Genomic DNA, 16445 nt, shown 5'->3' on the forward strand with positions numbered 1-16445 from the left:
CATCGCATGTCCTTGAGGGGCACATTACTTCCTTCATTGATCATTGCTTTTCTGGCGTCTTGCGGAATGGGCGGTGGAAACTACGCCGCCGGCCCGGTTTCGCTCTCCACTCCCGTCACCGTTAACAAAGATCTCATCGTTTGCGAGAACATCGCCGGGCCCGACGTCCGTTGCCGGGGCCGGGTTTCGCCCCACGCCAAGGTCCAGCTCAGCGTTCACGCGCCGGGTTTCTCCAAAAATTTCTTCGAAGGCCTGTTCCTCGGAGTGGCCCACGCCGCTCCCTTGTCGGCCATCGTCAGCGCCGACGCCAACGGCTTCTTTCAGGCCGCGGTCGGCGCGGGCCCGGGCCAAGCCATCGAGATTCGCAGCGCGGCTTCGCGGCTGGTCCTGACCGTCCCCCAAGAAGGCGAGAGCGTGAGCGGCGTCATGGGACTCATGAAAAACATGACCGTCGACTCGAAGGGCAGCGTCTGGTTTTCGGGAGTGCTGCCGCCGGCCAAGCCGGCCTCGCGTTTTTCGCTGGCCAAGCTTTTCATTTCGGAAGCCCATGCCGAGACCGCCTCGCCCTCGAGCTCGATCTCCGAGATCGCGGCCAGCTGCCCGGGCACCGTTCCGCCGGTCGCGCCGGCCGGCGAGCCAAGCTCGCGCTGCGAGATCAAGCGGCTGCCGCCCGGAGCCGACTCTCCTGAAACCGTCGCCTCTTTCGAGGGCTGCACTCAGGCCGACGTTCGTTTCATCCGACCTTGGGAAGGCAACGATCGTTGGGTTTTGGCCGGCGTTCGGGATTCGGTTTATGTGGTGGACCTCGAAGCGGTTCCGCCCAAGGTGACGCAGCGGATCCGCTTTCCGGCCCCGGTGCTCGGCGGATCACCGATGGGCGGTCATCTTTACGTCACGGTCGGCGGCGCCGAAGCCGCCGCCTTGAGCCTTTTTCGCATCAGCGGGCCGGGCAGCGAAGGCTTTCAACCGGCCTGCGTCCTCGGCGAAAGTTTGCCGGGGAAACTAGCGGTCTATCAGGGAATCCAGGAAGTGGTGTCGAGCGACACCTGGGGCAGTCAATTCGTCTCGGTCGGCCGCTTTACCGGGGATTACCGCGTCCTGACCGGCGCCCTTTCATCGGGCGATCAATTCAAGATCGGCCCCAAGGAGATCTTTCGTTCGGTCCATCGGCTGGAGGCGGCGGTCGTGACCGGGAATTTCGGTTTCTCCGACAAAGGCATCGTTCGGACCTACTTTGCCGTGCTTTCCTCGGAGGAAAAAAAGCTCCACATCATCGAGGACGAGAATTCGCTCGACGATTCCTCTTTTAGCCGGACCCAGGTTTACAGTTTTGATTTGTCGGCTTACGTCGCGCCTTACAGCTTGGCGGTGGATCGAGACCTGATGCGGATCGCCTTCCTCGATCACGGTCCGGCTGGAGCTCGGATGGCGGTCGTGCCCCTGCGTTTCACCGACGGCGTCCAGCTCGATTTGGCGGCCGCCAAGTTCCAGGAGCTGGGCAATGTCGTGCCCAGCGCCTTGGTGAGGATTTCCGACGAAGTCTATCAAGCCCTCCAAGAAGCGCCGCCGGCCTCGACTTTGCCGGAGTCGGCGCCTTCGCCGGAGTCGGCCCCCCAAGCTCCCATCGCCGCCCGAGTCTACACGGCGCCGGTGGATCCGCCGCCGGCCCCGCCGGCGCCGGACAATGCCGAAGTCGAAGACGAGGCGGTCCCCTGGCTGGTCAACACCCAGGGGACTCAAATCGAGACCTTCGACAAGGGCAATCCGGCGGCCTATCAAAGGACTCCTTAATTTCGCCCGGCCGTGCTAGAAATGGCCATGGAGTTTCTCGACCCCGAATGGCGCCAACGCCTCGACCGACTCTTCCAGAAGGCCGCCTTCATTCAGAACTTGGGCCTCAAGCCGGGTGAAGTCGGCGCCGGCTATTGCGAAACCCATCTCGAAATTCAAAACTACCACAAGCAGCAGAACCGCTTGGTCCATGCCGGTGTTTTGGCCACCATGGCCGACCATAGCGCCGGCGGCGCCGCGACGACCTTGCTCAAGCCCTCGCAATACGTTTTGACGGTCGAGTTCAAGGTCAATTTGCTGCGACCGGCCCAAGGCCGGGCTCTGCGTTGCCGGGCCCAAGTGCTTAAGGCCGGCGCTCGGCTCAGCTTTGTCGAGTCGGAAGTTTTTTGCCGGGACGGCGAGGGCGAGGCCTTGGTCGCCAAGGCCAGCGTGACCCTGGCCGTTCTTGAAAATTTAAAGGAGGAGAATCCATGAAAAGCATCCTGACATCGCTGCTGGCCGCGGCCCTGGTTTTTATTTCAGCCGCCGCTGGGGCCAAGCCGCTCACCAAGACGATCACCACCACCAGCGAGGGCGGCGTTCCCACCACCCACATCCATCAAGACGATGGTCCGGCCGTCGGCGATCCGGTCGGTGGAAGCGGCGTGAGCCAGCGGACCGACCAGGGCCCGGCCAACACTCAAAAGTATTGCCCCGATGGCAGCACCGATCCCGATTGTGTCCGAGCCGAAAAACGCCAGACCTCGCCGACGACGTGGCAAGAGGACTGCGCTTCGGGCGCGACCAAGGCTTGTCCTAAATAATTTCCCGCTGGATTAAAAATAGGGGAAGGGATCCCAGGCCGGCCAGCCAAACCAAACGGGATAGGCCCAGCCGATGGGCGAGTAAAGCGCCGAGTTTGGCGTATAGCCGACATTCACTTGGGTCGCATCCTTGGAATAAGGCACTTGATCCAGCTGTTCGTCGTTTTTAGCCCTGAATTCTTGATTGGCCTTGCTCAGAGCGGCCACGGCTTCGGGATCGTCGCCGGCGACGGCTTGAATCGTCTTGGGCGGCGTGGCCGGTGCGGCGGTGGCGATGAGCCCCGACAATTTTTGCGCCTCTTGGGTGAGGGCTTGGGGATTTTTCTTGAAGCTTTGGGGATCGGTTTTCGACAGCCCCAGCGCTTCGTTCAATACCTGGAATATGGCGGAGTGAACGGCGACGCTTCGGAAGGCCGACTGGGTCGCCGCCGGCAGGCCTTGAATGGCCGAAGCCATTTGGCCGAGAGCTTGCTTAAGGATCTCGGTGCTCTGGCTCAGGATATCGAAATGGCTTTTTGCCAACTCCTTGGCGGCCGCCTGAGTTTCCTTGGGATAGTTCGAAATCAAAGAGGCGTTGTCGCCGTTCGGCCCCAGGGCCGTTAAGCTCCGGAGCAGGCGGGGGTAACGGACGACTTGCCAAAGTTTTTTCTGGAGATCGGGGTTCAGTCTGGAGCTGATCGCCTGAAAGTCGGCCCGGCTTTTGGCGAGAATTTGGCCGATTTGCACCAGGGTCGAAGGGTGGCTCAGGGTTGTCTGGGTCGCCTGCCGGATGTCGGCCGGGTAGACCGAAATGGCCCGGGCCGCCGCGGCCAGCCGATCGGTCTCGGCCGCCGGGCTGGAAAAGGGCAGGGCCAGGCTCGCCAAGGCGGTCAAAATAATTAATATTTTCATGGAGTTCTCCTAGAGGACATGGCAGTCTTTCTTAGCACAACTTCAGGTCGCTCCCGAGCGATAAATACTTAATAGCGAAACGCGGCCGGGCACACCGCGTCGGTGTATGTCTGTCCGGCAAATCCTTCTTCAATCCCTGCTTTTGTTGAGCTTGTTGGCTTGCGCCGGTTCCGGTCCCGGAGCCGGGCCGCTCGACGGTTCGGCCTCGGTCGGCGGTCCGGTTGGCGGCGGCAACTACGCCGCCGGACCGGTTTCGTTGCCTTCGCCGGTCACGATCAATAAGAACCTCATCGTCTGCGAAAACATCGCCGGTCCCAACGTCGAGTGCCGCGGCTCGGCCGGCGCCGTTCCGCCTTATTCCCGGGTGACGGTCAGCGTCCATCCGGCCGGTTTCGCCTCTTGGGGTAGCAAGCTTCAATCGCTTTTCTTGGGCACCGCCCACGCCGCCGGTTTTTCCATCATCGTCAACGCCGATGGAACCGGGGCCTTCAGCGCGACCGTCGAGGCGAGCAAGGACGAGGTCATCCAGATTCAAGTGGGCGGCGCTCGACTGCTCCTGAAGGTTCCCGAGGAGCTCGGCTCGGTCAGCGGCTCGACCGGGACGATGAAGAACATGACGGTCGACTCCGACGGCAATATTTGGTTTTCGAGCCGGCCGGCGCCCGCCAAGAAAATCGGCTTCCGCTGGACCGCCTTGTTTTTCTCGGAGGCTCAGGCCGCGCCGGCCCCCGAGGCTCCCGCCTTCGAATCGCCGGCGGCGACTTTCGCTTCCCAACCGAATTTGGCTCAAGAGCCGCAATTCTCGGTTCGGGAAGAGGTCGCCATGGCTGCGGTGCTCCTCCCGGAGCGCAATCCCGAGGGCGCCTTCTGCGGCGCCCCCGCCGACACCGGCGCCGAGTTAAGCGCCGACCGCAGTGTTGCGACCCGTTGTGAGGTCAAGCGCCTGGCGGCGGGCTCGGATGCGCCGGAAACAGTGGTTTCCTTTCCGGGCTGCGGCCAAGACGACATCCGCTTCATCCGACCGGTGAAGAAGCACGACGCTTCGGCGGTGCCGCACAATTACATCCTGGTCGGGATTCGTCGTTCGATCTACGTCGTCAACGTGGATGCCGTCCCGGGCCAGATCGTCAAGCGAATCGTCTTCCCTAGCGAGCCGCTCAGCGCCGACGATTTGGGCGATGACATCTACGTCACCTTGAACGGCAATGCGCTGCCGGAGAGCGATTCCAAGATTTATCTGATCTCCAAGGTCTCTTGGGGCAATTTCGGCTCGAGCTGCGTCAGCTCGATGGGGCTTGAGGAGGACATGGTGGTCTACCAGGGTCTTCAGGGAGTGGTCTCGGTCGACACTTGGGGGAGTCAGTTCGCGATGGCCGGCCGCTATGCCGAGGGTTATCGGATCTTGACCGGGTCGAGCAGCTTGGAGTTCATCTTCAGCAACCGGCCGAAGGAAATTTTTCGCTCGCCGGTCCCGCTGGAAGTGGCGATCGTGGAGCGCAACTGGGACCTCACCCGCAGCGTCTTCGCCGTTCTGGCGGCGGCCGAAAAAAAGATTTATTTGGTCGATGATTTCATGGGCCGCGAGAACGGCCGCTACGTCGAGCGGACCCTGGTTTATGCCTTCGATCTTTCGGCTTACACCTCGCCCTACAGCCTCAAGGTCGATCGCGACAACGATCAGATCGCCTTTATCGATCGCGGCGCCGAGGGCACCCGGCTGGTGCTCCTGCCCTACCGGGCGGATCTGGGCGCCGAAATCGATCTCGCCGGCGCCATCGTCCGGGACTTGGGCAACGTGACGCCCAGCGGCCTGGTTCGGGTCCAACGCAGTGGGATGGAAGGCGAGTGGACCGTCAACCTCGGGGGAACCGAGGTTCGCCGCTTCACCAGCGCTTCTTTAGCTGGCCGTTGAGCCAATTTCCCCCGAAATCGAACCCACTGGTTTTGCAACGACTGCCAAATCCCCCCAACCCCCCTTTTTCAAAGGGGGGAAGACTTGCCGGATCGATGGCCCTTCTTTACGATGAAGCGATGATCATCGGCATTCCCAGGGAAGTGAAAGACCGCGAAAGCCGGGTGGCCTTGCTTCCCAGGGCGGTCGCCCAGCTGCGCCGCCGAGGTCACCGGGTCCTGGTGCAGAGCCGGGCCGGAGTCGGAGCCGGCTACTCGGATGCCGATTATCGCGCGGCCGGTGCGACCATGGTCCCCTCGGCCGCCCGCCTGTGGGGGAGCTCGGAGCTGATCGTGAAGGTGAAGGAGCCGCTGCCGGCCGAGCATCGCTACTTTCGCCATGGCCTGCGGCTTTTCTGCTATCTGCATCTCGCGGCGGCGCCGCGGCTCGCCCGGGCTCTCCAAAAGAGCGGAGTCCAGGCCTTGGCTTTCGAAACCTTGGAGCGAAACGGCGCGACGCCCCTGCTCAAGCCGATGAGCGAGATCGCCGGCCGGCTCAGCGTCACGATCGGCGCTCATTTTTTGCAAAGCGACCGCGGGGGGCGCGGCGTCCTGCTTTCGCCGACCGATTTCTCGGCGCCGGCCTCGGTGGTCGTGATCGGCGGAGGCAACGTCGGCCGGGCCGCGGCCGAAACCGCCGCCGGCTTGGGCGCCCGGGTGACGGTCTTCGACTCCCGGCCGGAGCCGCTCCGGGATTGGGCCAGGCTCCATTCCAACCTGGTTTTGCAAGGCGCTACCCCGGTTCGGATTGCCAAGGCCCTGAGTCAGGCTGATTTGGCGGTCGGGGCAGTCTACGTTCCAGGCGCCCGGGCGCCGCGGGTGATTCGGCGATCCATGGTCCAAGGCATGCCGCCGGGCAGCGTCCTGGTCGACGTCGCCGTCGACCAAGGCGGCGCCTCGGAAACGACCCGCCCGACCTCCCATTCCCGGCCGGTCTACCAAGCCCACGGCGTTTGGCACTACGCGGTGCCGAACATGCCGGCGCTGGTCTCGCGCACCGCCTCTCAAGCCCTGTCGAAGGTCATCCTGCCTTATGTCCTACAAGTCGCCGAAATTAGCGAACGCCGCCTCCTCACCGATCCCGAGCTGAGCTCGGCCGTGAATCTCTGGGAAGGCGAAATCGTCCATCCCGAATTAAAGAAAATTTATTCGTAGTGTGGCCAAGCTACTTCTGGGAACGAACGGGTGGCCGGGCGGGGGCCCCCGCCGCCCGGAGCGAAGCGAGGACGGTGGGGGTGCAGCCCGGACAGGACCCGTTCGTTCCCAGCCGCGGCGCCCCTTCGAGCACAATCGTATTACCGTTTTAAGAAGTTCGTTTCGTAGAGCAGTCGAAGTCCATCCAGCGTCAAAAACGGATCGTAGTGCTTGATCGTCTTGCTGGCCTGCGAGATCAGGCCGATGAAGCCGCCGGTCGCGACGACCTTGCATTTCAATTTCCGCTCTTTCTCGACGCCGCGAACGATCTCATCCACCATTCCGACGTAGCCGTAGAAAATTCCGGCCTGGATGCTCTCGACGGTGTCGGTGCCGACGATCTTCTTGGGCTTGCGGATCTCGACCCGCGGCAGCTTGGAAGCGTGTTGGAAGAGGGCCTCGTTGGAGATCGCGATGCCCGGGCAGATGCAGCCGCCGCGATAGACCTTGGACTTGTCGATGAAGTCGAAGGTGGTGGCGGTGCCGAAGTCGACGACGATCAAGGGGCTGCCGTACTTGAGGATGGCCGCGGCATTGTTGACCAGCCGGTCGGCGCCGATTTCCTGCGGCGTCTTGAGGCCGATCTTGAAGGGCAGCTTCAGCTTGGAGTTGACGAAGCGCGGCTTGAGCTTGAAGTAGCGTTCGCACATCCGCTCGAGGTTGAACTCGAGCTGGGGCACGACGTTGGAGATGATGACCGCTTCGACCTCGTCCATCGCCAAGCCGGCGAACTGGAAGAGCTCCTTGAAGAAGATGCCGAACTCGTCGGAGGTCCGCTCCTTCTTGGTCTCCATCCGCCAATGCTGGAGCAGGCGCCGGGCTTTGCCCTTGAAGCCCGTCTTTTGGGTGTTCGGGGATTTCCCCTCGAAGACCCCGATGACCATGTTGGTGTTGCCGACGTCGATGGCGAGTAGCATTGACACTCCACAAATTCTGCGAATTTGTTGCGCGGCCCGGCAAAAGCCGGGCCTTGCGATTTTTCCGGCGCTCACGGCGAAAACCCTGCAAACGCCCCATCATGCCGATTCCTCTACAGTAGGGTGGTGTCCTCGGCAATCAATTCCGCGACGCTGCCGTCGGCGTGACCGACCCGCAGCCGGCCCTCGGGATCGAGGCCCAAGACTCGGCCCGCCCGGGCCAGGCCCTTGTCACCGGCGTAAGCCACGGTCCTTCCGGCCATCCCCGATCGCTCTTCCCAGAGCCGGCAGAGCTCGGCCGGACCTTGGTCGAGCAGCCGGTCGACGGCCGACACGATCGCAGGTTGGAGAATTTCGAGCAGCTCGAAGCGATCCCAGTTTCGGCCTTGGGCTTGGCGCAGCGAGGTTGCGCTGCCTTGGAGCTCGGGGCTGAAATCCGTCATCTCGTGAGCCACGTTGATCCCGACGCCGATCACCAAAAAATCGACGGCTTCGCCACGGTGGACCATTTCGGTCAGGACGCCGCCGAGCTTGCGGCCGCCGACCAAAAGGTCGTTGGGCCACTTCACGATCAGATCCTGCAGACCCTGGCCGCGAAGGGCTTCGGCCAGCCCCAGGCCGACCGCCAAGGTTGTCAGCGGCGCCATGGCCGCCCGCATCGCCGGCCGCAGCAAAAGGGAGAAATAAAGACCCAGGCCGGGCTTGGATTCCCAATGCCGGCCCAAGCGGCCTTTGCCCGCGCTTTGGCTGTCGGCCAGCCAAAGCGAGCCCGAGGGGGCCCCCTCCCGGCCGGCCGCCATGGCTGTTTCCTGGGTCGATCCGATTTGTTCCAAATGGTGGAAATGCTTCATTTCGCTATCTTGACACGCTGCGGCTATCTTCCTATCATTCAGCCTTATTATGAAGTTTTTCGCCGCTTTGCGGGAAAATCTCAAAGAAAATCTGGGCTTAAAGATCGGCGTCGTGACCGGGGCCTCGATTTTCGTCGTCGTGATGCTCCTCCTCGGCGTCCTCGCGATGGTCCAGGTGCCGCTGATCAGCAAGTTCACGATGCTCCAGGTCCTCTTTGCCTTGGCGGTGGTGATCGCGGCCTTCTCGATCCTGATGATCGCGATTTCGACCAATCTTTTTCTGCACCGGCCCTTGAGCCGCCTGATGGCGGCGATCCGCCAAGCCGAGTCCGGCGACCTCAAGGTCAAGGCCCGGGTCGACACCGAGGACGAGATCGGCCAGGTGGCCACCCAGTTCAACGCCATGCTCGGGAAGATCCACGACCTCGAGGGCTTGAAGCTCGAGACCGAGCGAAAAATCACCGCGATGCAAGAGGAGCTGAAGTTCAAGGCGATGCTCGAGGAGAAAGCCGAGATCATCACCTCGACCAACCGCAAGCTCGAAGACCGGATGAACGAGCTCTCGGTGCTCTACAATATTTCCCAAGCCCTGACCGGCAGCATCGATCCCGAGGAGCTCTGCAATTTGCTTTGCGACGTCATCGTCCGCAATATCGGCATCCAGGATTTCGCGATCCTCCTCCTCGACGAGGAAACCCAAAAGATGGAGGTCAAGGCGGCCCGCGGCTTCAAGCGCAACGATCAAGTCCGGGAGCTGACCTTCGATCTGGGCGAGGGGATCAGCGGCCGGGCGGCCAAATCCCGCCAGCCGATCTACATCCCGGACACTTCGAAGGATCCGGCCTACATGCATTACAAGGGCGCCAAGGTCGAGGACGGCTCCTTTCTCTGTTTGCCCATCGTCGCCAAGGGCTTGATCCTCGGCGCGATCAATTTTTCGCGCCAAGAGATCGATGCCTTCAGCGAGGGCGAGATCCGGCTGCTCACGACGGTGGCCGGCCAAGTGGCGATCGCCTTGGAAAACGCGCGGCTCTACGCCAAGACCAAGGAGATGACGCTGATCGACGACCTGACCAAGGTCTACAACCGCCGCCATTTCCAAAAAATCCTGGAGATGGAGGTCAAGCGGGCCAAGCGCTTCCGCCGGCCGCTCTCGCTCTTGATGATCGACGTCGATTACTTCAAGCGCTTCAACGACACCTTCGGCCACCTCGAGGGCGATCATGTCCTCTCCGACTTGGCGGCGGCGCTGGCCGACAATCTCCGCGAGGTTGACACCGTGGCCCGCTATGGCGGCGAAGAGTTTTCGGTGGTCTTGCCCAACACCGCGGTGGAGGAGGCCCGGATCGTCGCCTTCAAGCTCAAAGACATCGTCGAGAAGCTCCATTTGAAGCAGGGTCGGCCGCCGAGCCAGCAGGTGACGGTCAGCATCGGCGCCGCCGAATTGGAGTTCGAAAAAGACTCGCCGGAAGAAATCCTCAATCACGCCGACATGGCGCTCTATCAAGCCAAGGCCGAAGGCAGGAACTGTGTGGTCCTGCACCGCAAGGAAGCCAATCCCACCTTGCGGGCGGTGGAGTAAGCCTCTCGCTCAAAGCAAATTCCGGGACCAGCGACGCACCTCTTGCCACAGCCGCAGGACGGCCGGTGGGTAGTCGCGCCGCCAGAGGGCGGCATCGACCCGCGCCAGCTCTTCCAGGGTTCCCAAGTCCCACCAGGCGTCTCGGTGAGAATAGGCCTGCAGCCTTTCGCCGCGCTCCAAGGCCGGCTGATAGACTTGGCGGATGATGCAACCGAAGCGGCCGCGGGGATAGTCGGCGAAGAGCTTGGGATCGAGTAGATGGGCGCCGCTGAAGATGGCGGAAGTCAGCTTTGGACCGGACTTGGGAGAAATCCCCCCCGACCCCCCTTTTTCAAAGGGGGGAGATGATTTTGCTATACGGGCGGGATTCCCGGCGATTCGCCAAATCCGCCCGAGCTTGTCGTATTCGACAAAGCTTGTGACCGGAGCTTTTTCCTTTCCGACGCAAGCCAGTGTCGCCTGGGCTCCAACCCGAAAATGCTCGGCTGCCATCGCTTTCAAATCCAGATCCATCAGGATGTCGCCGTTCAAGATGAAGGTCGGCGAGCCGTCCAATCCGTCGAGGGCTTGGGCGATGCCGCCGGCGGTGCCGAGAATCTTGGGCTCATAGCTGTAGCCCAGCTTCAAGCCCAGAGGGCGGCCTTTGTCGAGCAGGCGTCGGATGACTTCGGGCCGGTGATGGAGATTGAGCGTGATCCGGTCGACTCCGGCCTCCTTGAGGAGGAATAAATTGTAGAGCAGGATCGGCGCGCCGCCGACCGGCAGGGCCGGTTTGGGAATTCGCAGGGTCAAAGGCCGCAACCGGGTGCCTAGCCCGGCGGCGAGGACGATGGCTTGTTTCGGCAACGACGACATTCAGCGGACTATTGCAGCTCCGGGACGTGTTTGGCCAGCGCTTCGGCGAGGCCGTTGAATTCGGGCAGAGCGGCGAAGGCCTCTTTGACGTAGGCCAAGGAGGCCGGGACGTGGGGCAGGAAGTTGGGGTTGCCCTTCACCGTCTTGATGAATTGGAAGCGGCCGGCGTCCTTCAACTTGCGCTGCAGGGTGACTTGGTGGAACTGGCGCAGAAAGTCCTCGCGCTTCAGCTCGGGCAAGCCGGCCTTCTGGCGTTGGCCGAGATAATAATCGATCAGCCCCACGACCTCTTCCATCGGAAGCTGGACATAGGAGTCGCGCAGCAAAGCCACCATGTCGTAGGCCGCCGGGCCGAGCAGGGCGTCTTGAAAATCGATCAGGTGAAAGCGGTATTCGTGGAGCATCAGGTTACGGCTCTGGAAGTCGCGGTGGGTCAGCCCGTAAGGCAGCCGAACCAGGCCTTCGACCAGACGATGGCCGGCTTCCATCAGCCACTTGCGCTCTTTTTGCGGCAGCTTCTTGGCGAAGCGATCCTCAATCCCGTACTCGATGAAGTGCTCGAACTCCCAGAGCAGCAGCGGGAGATCGAAGCTCCGTTGGAAGGCGAGGCACTCGGGATCGGGCCGCTCGCTGCCGGCCTTCTGCAGCTCGACCATCAGGTCGATGGCTTGCTTGTAAAAAAAATCCCGCATCGCGGGATTGCAGTTGGGCAGAAGCTTTTCCAGGGTTTTGTCGCCCAAATCCTGGAGGAGGATGAGGCCACTTTCGAGGTCGGTGGCCAGAACCTGGGGCGAGGGCAGCCCGACTTTTTGGAGGTAACGGGCGACGTTGAGGAAGGGCGGCTCGAGCTTGGGCCCCTTGTAATTGGTGATCTCCTCGGAGACGCTTTGCTTCCCCGGCGGCATCTGCATGAGGATGAAGCTTTGGCCGGAGTCGGTTTTCACCCGGTAGTAAACGCGATAAGACGCCTCGCCGAAGAGCTTTTCCTTGGAGCTAAGCCTTCCCCGGTCGCCCAATAGATTTTGGATGGATAAATCGAGGTTGTCCGCCACTGCCGGCAGCCATATCCCCGGCTCCCGGAGCTGTCAACGAATCGCTCGGCCGATTTGTAACCGATCAGTAACCGAAATAGCCGTAGCCATAGTAGGGTTGCCCGACGACGACGGTATTCCCGTCGTTGTAGGGGCCGTAGCCATAGCCGTAGCCGCCATAATAGGGCTGTCCCACGACGACGGTGTTGCCGTCATTATAAGGACCATAGCCGTAACCGTAGCCGGGATAGCCATAGTAATAAGGGTAGGGCCGGCCGACCTCGACGGTGTTGGCTTGGCCGCGGGGCGTATTGGAATTGTTTCCGTAACCTGGAACGTAGGGCTTGCCGTTGCGGTAATAAACGGTCGGCGGGGCCGAGTTGCTGTCGTAGCTGTCGCCGACATAGACCTGAGCCTGGACCTGGGCGCTGCCAAGCAAGATCAGAGAAAGGGCAAAAATGAGTGATTTCATAGGCTCTCCCTTCGAACGGTCCCCCCGTGGTGAAGCTTCGACTTTGGGATGAGGAGTTGGGTTAAAGATAGCTTGATTCTCGATGGATGTCACTCGTAGGGCGGGCCTAGCGCCCGCCCGAGGCACGGATCCCCTTGCCGGGCGACCGCAAGGGTCGCCCCTACGATTTCGGCGTCGGGGTGTGAACCGTCGAGGGCTTGCGGGTGACGAGCTCTTTCAAGTCGCCCCAAACTTCCTGGAGGATGTATTTTCGCTCGGTCCTTTGCTTGAGATAGAAGGGGACGATGCAGCCGCAGCGGTCGCAGTCGGCGTCGGCTCCCATCATGCATTGGGCTTTCTTGTTGCCGAGCGGATCGAAGGCATGGCCCTTTTGGAGGAAGATGCAGTTGTCGCCGATCGCCTTGTGGCGTTCTTTCTTCCGCATCAAATTGAGCACTCGCTCGCTGGCGCCGATGAAGTCGCCGTATTTGCTCCGCTTGAGCTCGATGATTCGGTCGATGATCTGATCCTGCTCCTCGAAGGGGATGAAAAGATCGTGCTTCACGCCTTTGACCGGGGTGAAGAAGTCGAAGAGGATGTGCTTGACCTTGGTCTGGGGATGCCACTCCTCGAGCAGGTCTTCCATGCAATCGAGGTTGCGCTTGTTGAGGCAGCAGGCCAGCGAGATGTCGAGGCCGTCGGGAGCCTCGGCGATGGTCTTCTTGATCTTTTGATAGACGCCCTTGCCCCGGATGTCGTCGTGCTTCTCTTCGGTGCCGTCGACCGAGATGTGAAACATGACGTCTTTCCAGTCGGGCAGGCCGTGGGTGCCGTTGGTCACCACGATATTGAACATGAAGTATTTGCGGCCGGTCTCGATCAATTCCTTGCGGAGCAGCGGCTCGCCGCCGACCCAGGTCGCGCTGCGGAAGGGGAAGCCGCCGCGCTTCAACTCTTCGAGCTTGGCCAGCCATTCGTCGGGCTTCAGCTCCTTATCCTGCTCATAGGCGAAGAAATAGCAATGCTTGCAGCGGATGTTGCACTTGTTGGTGACGTCGATCGAAACCACGGCCTTGTCGGGAAAGCCGCGCAGGAAGAAGGCGACTTTGGGGAGGACGTAGCCCTTCCAGAACTTGCGCTTTTGGCCGCGCACGGTCGGGGTCTTGACTTCTTCGATTTTGCGCTCGGGAGCTTCGAGATTTTCGGCGTGTTCCGCCATATTGGCCTCGCAGGTGTTAATGGGCTGGCTTAAGCTTTTGAGACGGCGAAGTCAAGTTCTGTCCACCTTGTCATCCTGAGCGAAGCGAAGGATGACAGCGTTATTTTTTTAAAGAAATCTTCAATGCTTCGCCGAGCGAGCTGGTGAGCGGCGCCTTGGAGTGGGGCTTGCGCTCGTCGGGCTTGGCATCGGCTGCCGAGACCGACGGCTCGTCGCCGCCCATGTCGCGGCGAGTCCGCTTGTAGAGCGGACGCTCGAAAAGCCGGTTATTGTGGGAAGTCCAATCGCTCTCGCTTTCGCCCTCGCGGGCGACCAAGTCGAGGAAGCCCTGGATCTTCGAGTCCATGTCGTCGAGATGGTGGACCACCAGAGCTTCCAAGGTCTTGGGCCGCTTGGGCGAGCCGTATTCCAGGCGGCCGTGATGGCTGAGCACGATATGCTCGATGTGATGGAGGATCTTTTCGGGAAAGTCCGGGATCTCGCCGGCTTTGCGGATCAAGATTTCAACGCCGATGATGAGGTGGCCGATCAGCCGGCCCTTGTCGGTGTATTCAAAGGAGCGTTCCGACTCCAGCTCTTCGACTTTGCCGAAGTCGTGCATGATGAGGCCGGCCAAGACCAAATCCTGATCGATCATCGGATAATGCTTCAGCACGTCCCGGGCCAGCTTGCAGAGGCCGAGGATGTGCTCGAGCAGACCGCCGACCCAGGCATGATGGTTGGTCTTGGCCGCCGGCACCCGCTGAAAGGCCGGTGCATAGCGGGGATCTTCCAGGATCGAGAGCATCAATTGCTTCACCCAGGGGTTCTTCATCTCGCGCCGGCAAAGCTCGAGCAGCTCGGCATACATCTGGGGAATATTCTTCTTGCTGGCCGGCAGGAAATCGCCGGGATCGACCTTGGCCGGATCGACCCGCTCGATCTCGAAAACATTGAGCTGGAGATGATCCTGATACCAGACGCATTTGCCTTTGATCCGGACGTAGTCGTTCTTCTCGAATCGAAGCGAGAGGTCTTCGGCCTTGTCCCAACCCCGGGCCTCGACGTAGCCGGTCTTGTCGAGGAGCTTGATGTTGAGATAAGCCTTGTTGTTCTTGCCGAAGAGGAGGGCCTTGTGATTGCACAGGAAAACGCCGTCGACGTTGGAGCCTTCGGCGAGATCGCGGATGTAGAGCTTTGTCATGGAGAGGACGCTAGCTTAGTTGCGGGCGATTGTCATCCCGAGCTAATAGCCAGCACAAGCTCCGTGGTGGATTCCTCGTCGCTTCGCTTCTCGGAATGACAAGAGAAAATGCGCGTGAAGCTTGACACTCGCCTCGGCGATTCGATAGTGTACGCCGTCGTTTGAAAAACCCTTATTTTTTAAGTACTTAGATAGAATTGGCCTATGAAAGTCCAGATTCCTTCCGGCGGCGATAAAATCACCATCCAAAACGGGAAATTACAGGTGGGCCCCAAGCCCATCGTGCCTTTCATTGAGGGCGACGGCACCGGTCCCGACATCTGGAAGGCGGCGGTAAAAGTTTTCGATGCGGCGGTCGCCAAGAGCTACGGCGGCAAGCGCCAAATTCAATGGGCCGAGGTTTACGCCGGCGAAAAGGCTCAGGCGGTCTACGGCGACCGTTGTCCGCCCAACCTTTTGCCCCAAGAGACCCTCGACGTCATCAAGGAGTACTTGGTCGCGATCAAGGGCCCGCTGACCACGCCGGTCGGCAAGGGCTTTCGTTCGCTCAACGTGACGCTGCGCCAGGAATTGGATCTCTACGTATGCCTTCGGCCGGTCCGCTACTTCAAGGGCACCCCTTCGCCGGTCAAGGCGCCGGAGAAGGTCGACATGGTGATCTTCCGCGAGAACACCGAGGACATCTACGCCGGCATCGAGTGGGAAGCCAAATCGCCGGAAGTTCAAAACGTGATCGGGTTTTTGCAAAAGGAGATGGGGATCAAGAAAATCCGTTTCCCCGAAACCAGCGCCATCGGCATCAAGCCGGTCTCGGAAGAGGGCAGCAAGCGCCTGATCCGGGCCGCGATCCAATACGCCATCGAGCACCGGCGGCGCAGCATCACCTTGGTCCACAAGGGCAACATCATGAAGTTCACCGAGGGCGGTTTCCGCGGCTGGGGCTACGAGCTGGCCAAGGAGGAGTTCGCCGATCAGGTGGTCTCTTGGGAGGAATGTCAGGGCAAGGTCCCGGCCGGCAAGATCCTGATCCAGGACGCCATCGCCGACGCCTTCCTTCAGCAGATCATGACCCGGGCCTCGGAGTTCGACGTCATCGCCACCTTGAACTTGAACGGCGACTACATCAGCGACGCCCTGGCGGCCCAAGTCGGCGGCATCGGCATCGCCCCCGGCGGCAACATCAACTACGTCAGCGGCCGGGCCATCTTCGAGGCCACCCACGGCACCGCGCCGAAGTACGCCGGCCAAGACAAGGTCAACCCCGGCTCGGTGATTCTCTCCGGCGTGATGATGCTGGAATACATGGGCTGGAACGAAGCCGCCCAGCTCATCAACCAGGCGTTGGAGAAAACGATCTCCCAAAAGACGGTCACTTACGATTTCGCCCGCCTGATGGAAGGGGCCAAGGAGCTGAAGTGCTCCGAGTTTGGACAGGCGATTATTGACAATATGTAACGGTTTCCCCCTCCTTTGTAAGGAGGGGGCAGGGGGAGGTAGGGAGTTGGTGGTGTGCACTGCGATTGCATTAAGCCGACTCTCTACCCCTCCCCGACCCTCCCCTTACAAAGGGGAGGGAGAAAGAAAGCAATGGCACGTAAAAAAATCGCATTGATCGGCGCCGGCAACATCGGCGGCGAGCTCGCCCAGCGGGCGATGCTGAAAGAGCTGGGCGACGTCGTCCTCCTCGACATCATGGAAGGCGTTCCCCAGGGCAAGGCCCTCGACCT

General features: G+C 61.1%; 16 protein-coding genes. 8 read left to right on the top strand and 8 right to left on the bottom strand.

What is annotated here, in order from left to right:
* The first annotated feature begins 66 nt into the window (after positions 1-66).
* The 3 genes from VJR29_12360 to VJR29_12370 are packed head-to-tail and all read left to right on the top strand — an operon-like array spanning position 67 to position 2594.
* On the top strand, positions 67-1791 hold the full coding sequence (locus VJR29_12360; protein HKY64199.1) for a hypothetical protein: 1725 nt from the start codon (positions 67-69) through the stop codon (positions 1789-1791).
* A 27-nt stretch (positions 1792-1818) separates the two neighbouring features.
* The gene (locus tag VJR29_12365) at positions 1819-2265 is read left to right on the top strand and encodes a PaaI family thioesterase (GenBank protein HKY64200.1); all 447 of its coding nucleotides are present in this window, start codon (positions 1819-1821) and stop codon (positions 2263-2265) included.
* On the top strand, positions 2262-2594 hold the full coding sequence (locus VJR29_12370) for a hypothetical protein (GenBank protein ID HKY64201.1): 333 nt from the start codon (positions 2262-2264) through the stop codon (positions 2592-2594). The genes VJR29_12365 and VJR29_12370 overlap by 4 nt, the downstream gene beginning before the upstream one ends.
* A gap of 12 nt (positions 2595-2606) precedes the next feature.
* On the opposite strand, the gene VJR29_12375 is transcribed toward VJR29_12370, so the two are convergent.
* Positions 2607-3485 (bottom strand): hypothetical protein, encoded by an 879-nt coding sequence (locus VJR29_12375; protein HKY64202.1) that lies wholly within the window; start codon positions 3483-3485, stop codon positions 2607-2609.
* Positions 3486-3591: 106 nt separating this feature from the next.
* Between VJR29_12375 and VJR29_12380 the strand changes: the two genes are divergently transcribed.
* Both VJR29_12380 and ald read left to right on the top strand, forming a co-directional pair.
* On the top strand, positions 3592-5397 hold the full coding sequence (locus VJR29_12380; GenBank protein HKY64203.1) for a hypothetical protein: 1806 nt from the start codon (positions 3592-3594) through the stop codon (positions 5395-5397).
* A gap of 95 nt (positions 5398-5492) precedes the next feature.
* Positions 5493-6590, top strand: coding sequence for an alanine dehydrogenase (ald, locus tag VJR29_12385; GenBank protein HKY64204.1), 1098 nt, complete (start codon positions 5493-5495; stop codon positions 6588-6590).
* 140 nt (positions 6591-6730) lie between these two features.
* Here ald and VJR29_12390 read toward each other — a convergent pair whose 3' ends face one another.
* Complete coding sequence (locus VJR29_12390) at positions 6731-7546, bottom strand: type III pantothenate kinase (protein ID HKY64205.1); 816 nt, start codon at positions 7544-7546, stop codon at positions 6731-6733.
* A 113-nt stretch (positions 7547-7659) separates the two neighbouring features.
* Complete coding sequence (locus tag VJR29_12395; protein HKY64206.1) at positions 7660-8397, bottom strand: biotin--[acetyl-CoA-carboxylase] ligase; 738 nt, start codon at positions 8395-8397, stop codon at positions 7660-7662.
* 49 nt (positions 8398-8446) lie between these two features.
* Between VJR29_12395 and VJR29_12400 the strand changes: the two genes are divergently transcribed.
* The gene (locus tag VJR29_12400; GenBank protein ID HKY64207.1) at positions 8447-9979 is read left to right on the top strand and encodes a diguanylate cyclase; all 1533 of its coding nucleotides are present in this window, start codon (positions 8447-8449) and stop codon (positions 9977-9979) included.
* Positions 9980-9988: 9 nt separating this feature from the next.
* Here the strand turns inward: VJR29_12400 and VJR29_12405 are convergent, their stop codons facing one another.
* From VJR29_12405 to VJR29_12425, 5 genes are all read right to left on the bottom strand, one after another.
* Positions 9989-10834, bottom strand: a complete 846-nt coding sequence (locus tag VJR29_12405; GenBank protein ID HKY64208.1) for an NDP-sugar synthase — start codon at positions 10832-10834, stop codon at positions 9989-9991.
* 8 nt (positions 10835-10842) lie between these two features.
* Positions 10843-11886: a phosphotransferase gene (locus VJR29_12410; protein ID HKY64209.1), complete on the bottom strand. Its 1044-nt coding sequence runs from the start codon at positions 11884-11886 to the stop codon at positions 10843-10845.
* Positions 11887-11950: 64 nt separating this feature from the next.
* A complete protein-coding gene (locus VJR29_12415) occupies positions 11951-12337 on the bottom strand; it encodes a hypothetical protein (protein HKY64210.1) in 387 nt (128 codons plus the stop codon).
* 160 nt (positions 12338-12497) lie between these two features.
* Positions 12498-13535, bottom strand: coding sequence for a radical SAM protein (locus VJR29_12420; GenBank protein HKY64211.1), 1038 nt, complete (start codon positions 13533-13535; stop codon positions 12498-12500).
* Between the two features lie 100 nt (positions 13536-13635).
* Entirely contained in the window at positions 13636-14718 is a 1083-nt protein-coding gene (locus VJR29_12425; protein ID HKY64212.1) for an HD domain-containing protein, read from the bottom strand.
* Between the two features lie 204 nt (positions 14719-14922).
* Here VJR29_12425 and icd point away from each other — a divergent pair, with 204 nt between their 5' ends.
* Positions 14923-16173: an NADP-dependent isocitrate dehydrogenase gene (gene icd, locus VJR29_12430; GenBank protein ID HKY64213.1), complete on the top strand. Its 1251-nt coding sequence runs from the start codon at positions 14923-14925 to the stop codon at positions 16171-16173.
* Positions 16174-16305: 132 nt separating this feature from the next.
* The coding region (locus VJR29_12435; GenBank protein ID HKY64214.1) for a malate dehydrogenase at positions 16306-16445 on the top strand (140 nt) is incomplete at its 3' end.

It is taken from the genome of bacterium, assembly GCA_035281585.1.
In the GTDB taxonomy this organism is placed as follows: domain Bacteria; phylum UBA10199; class UBA10199; order DSSB01; family DSSB01; genus DATEDP01.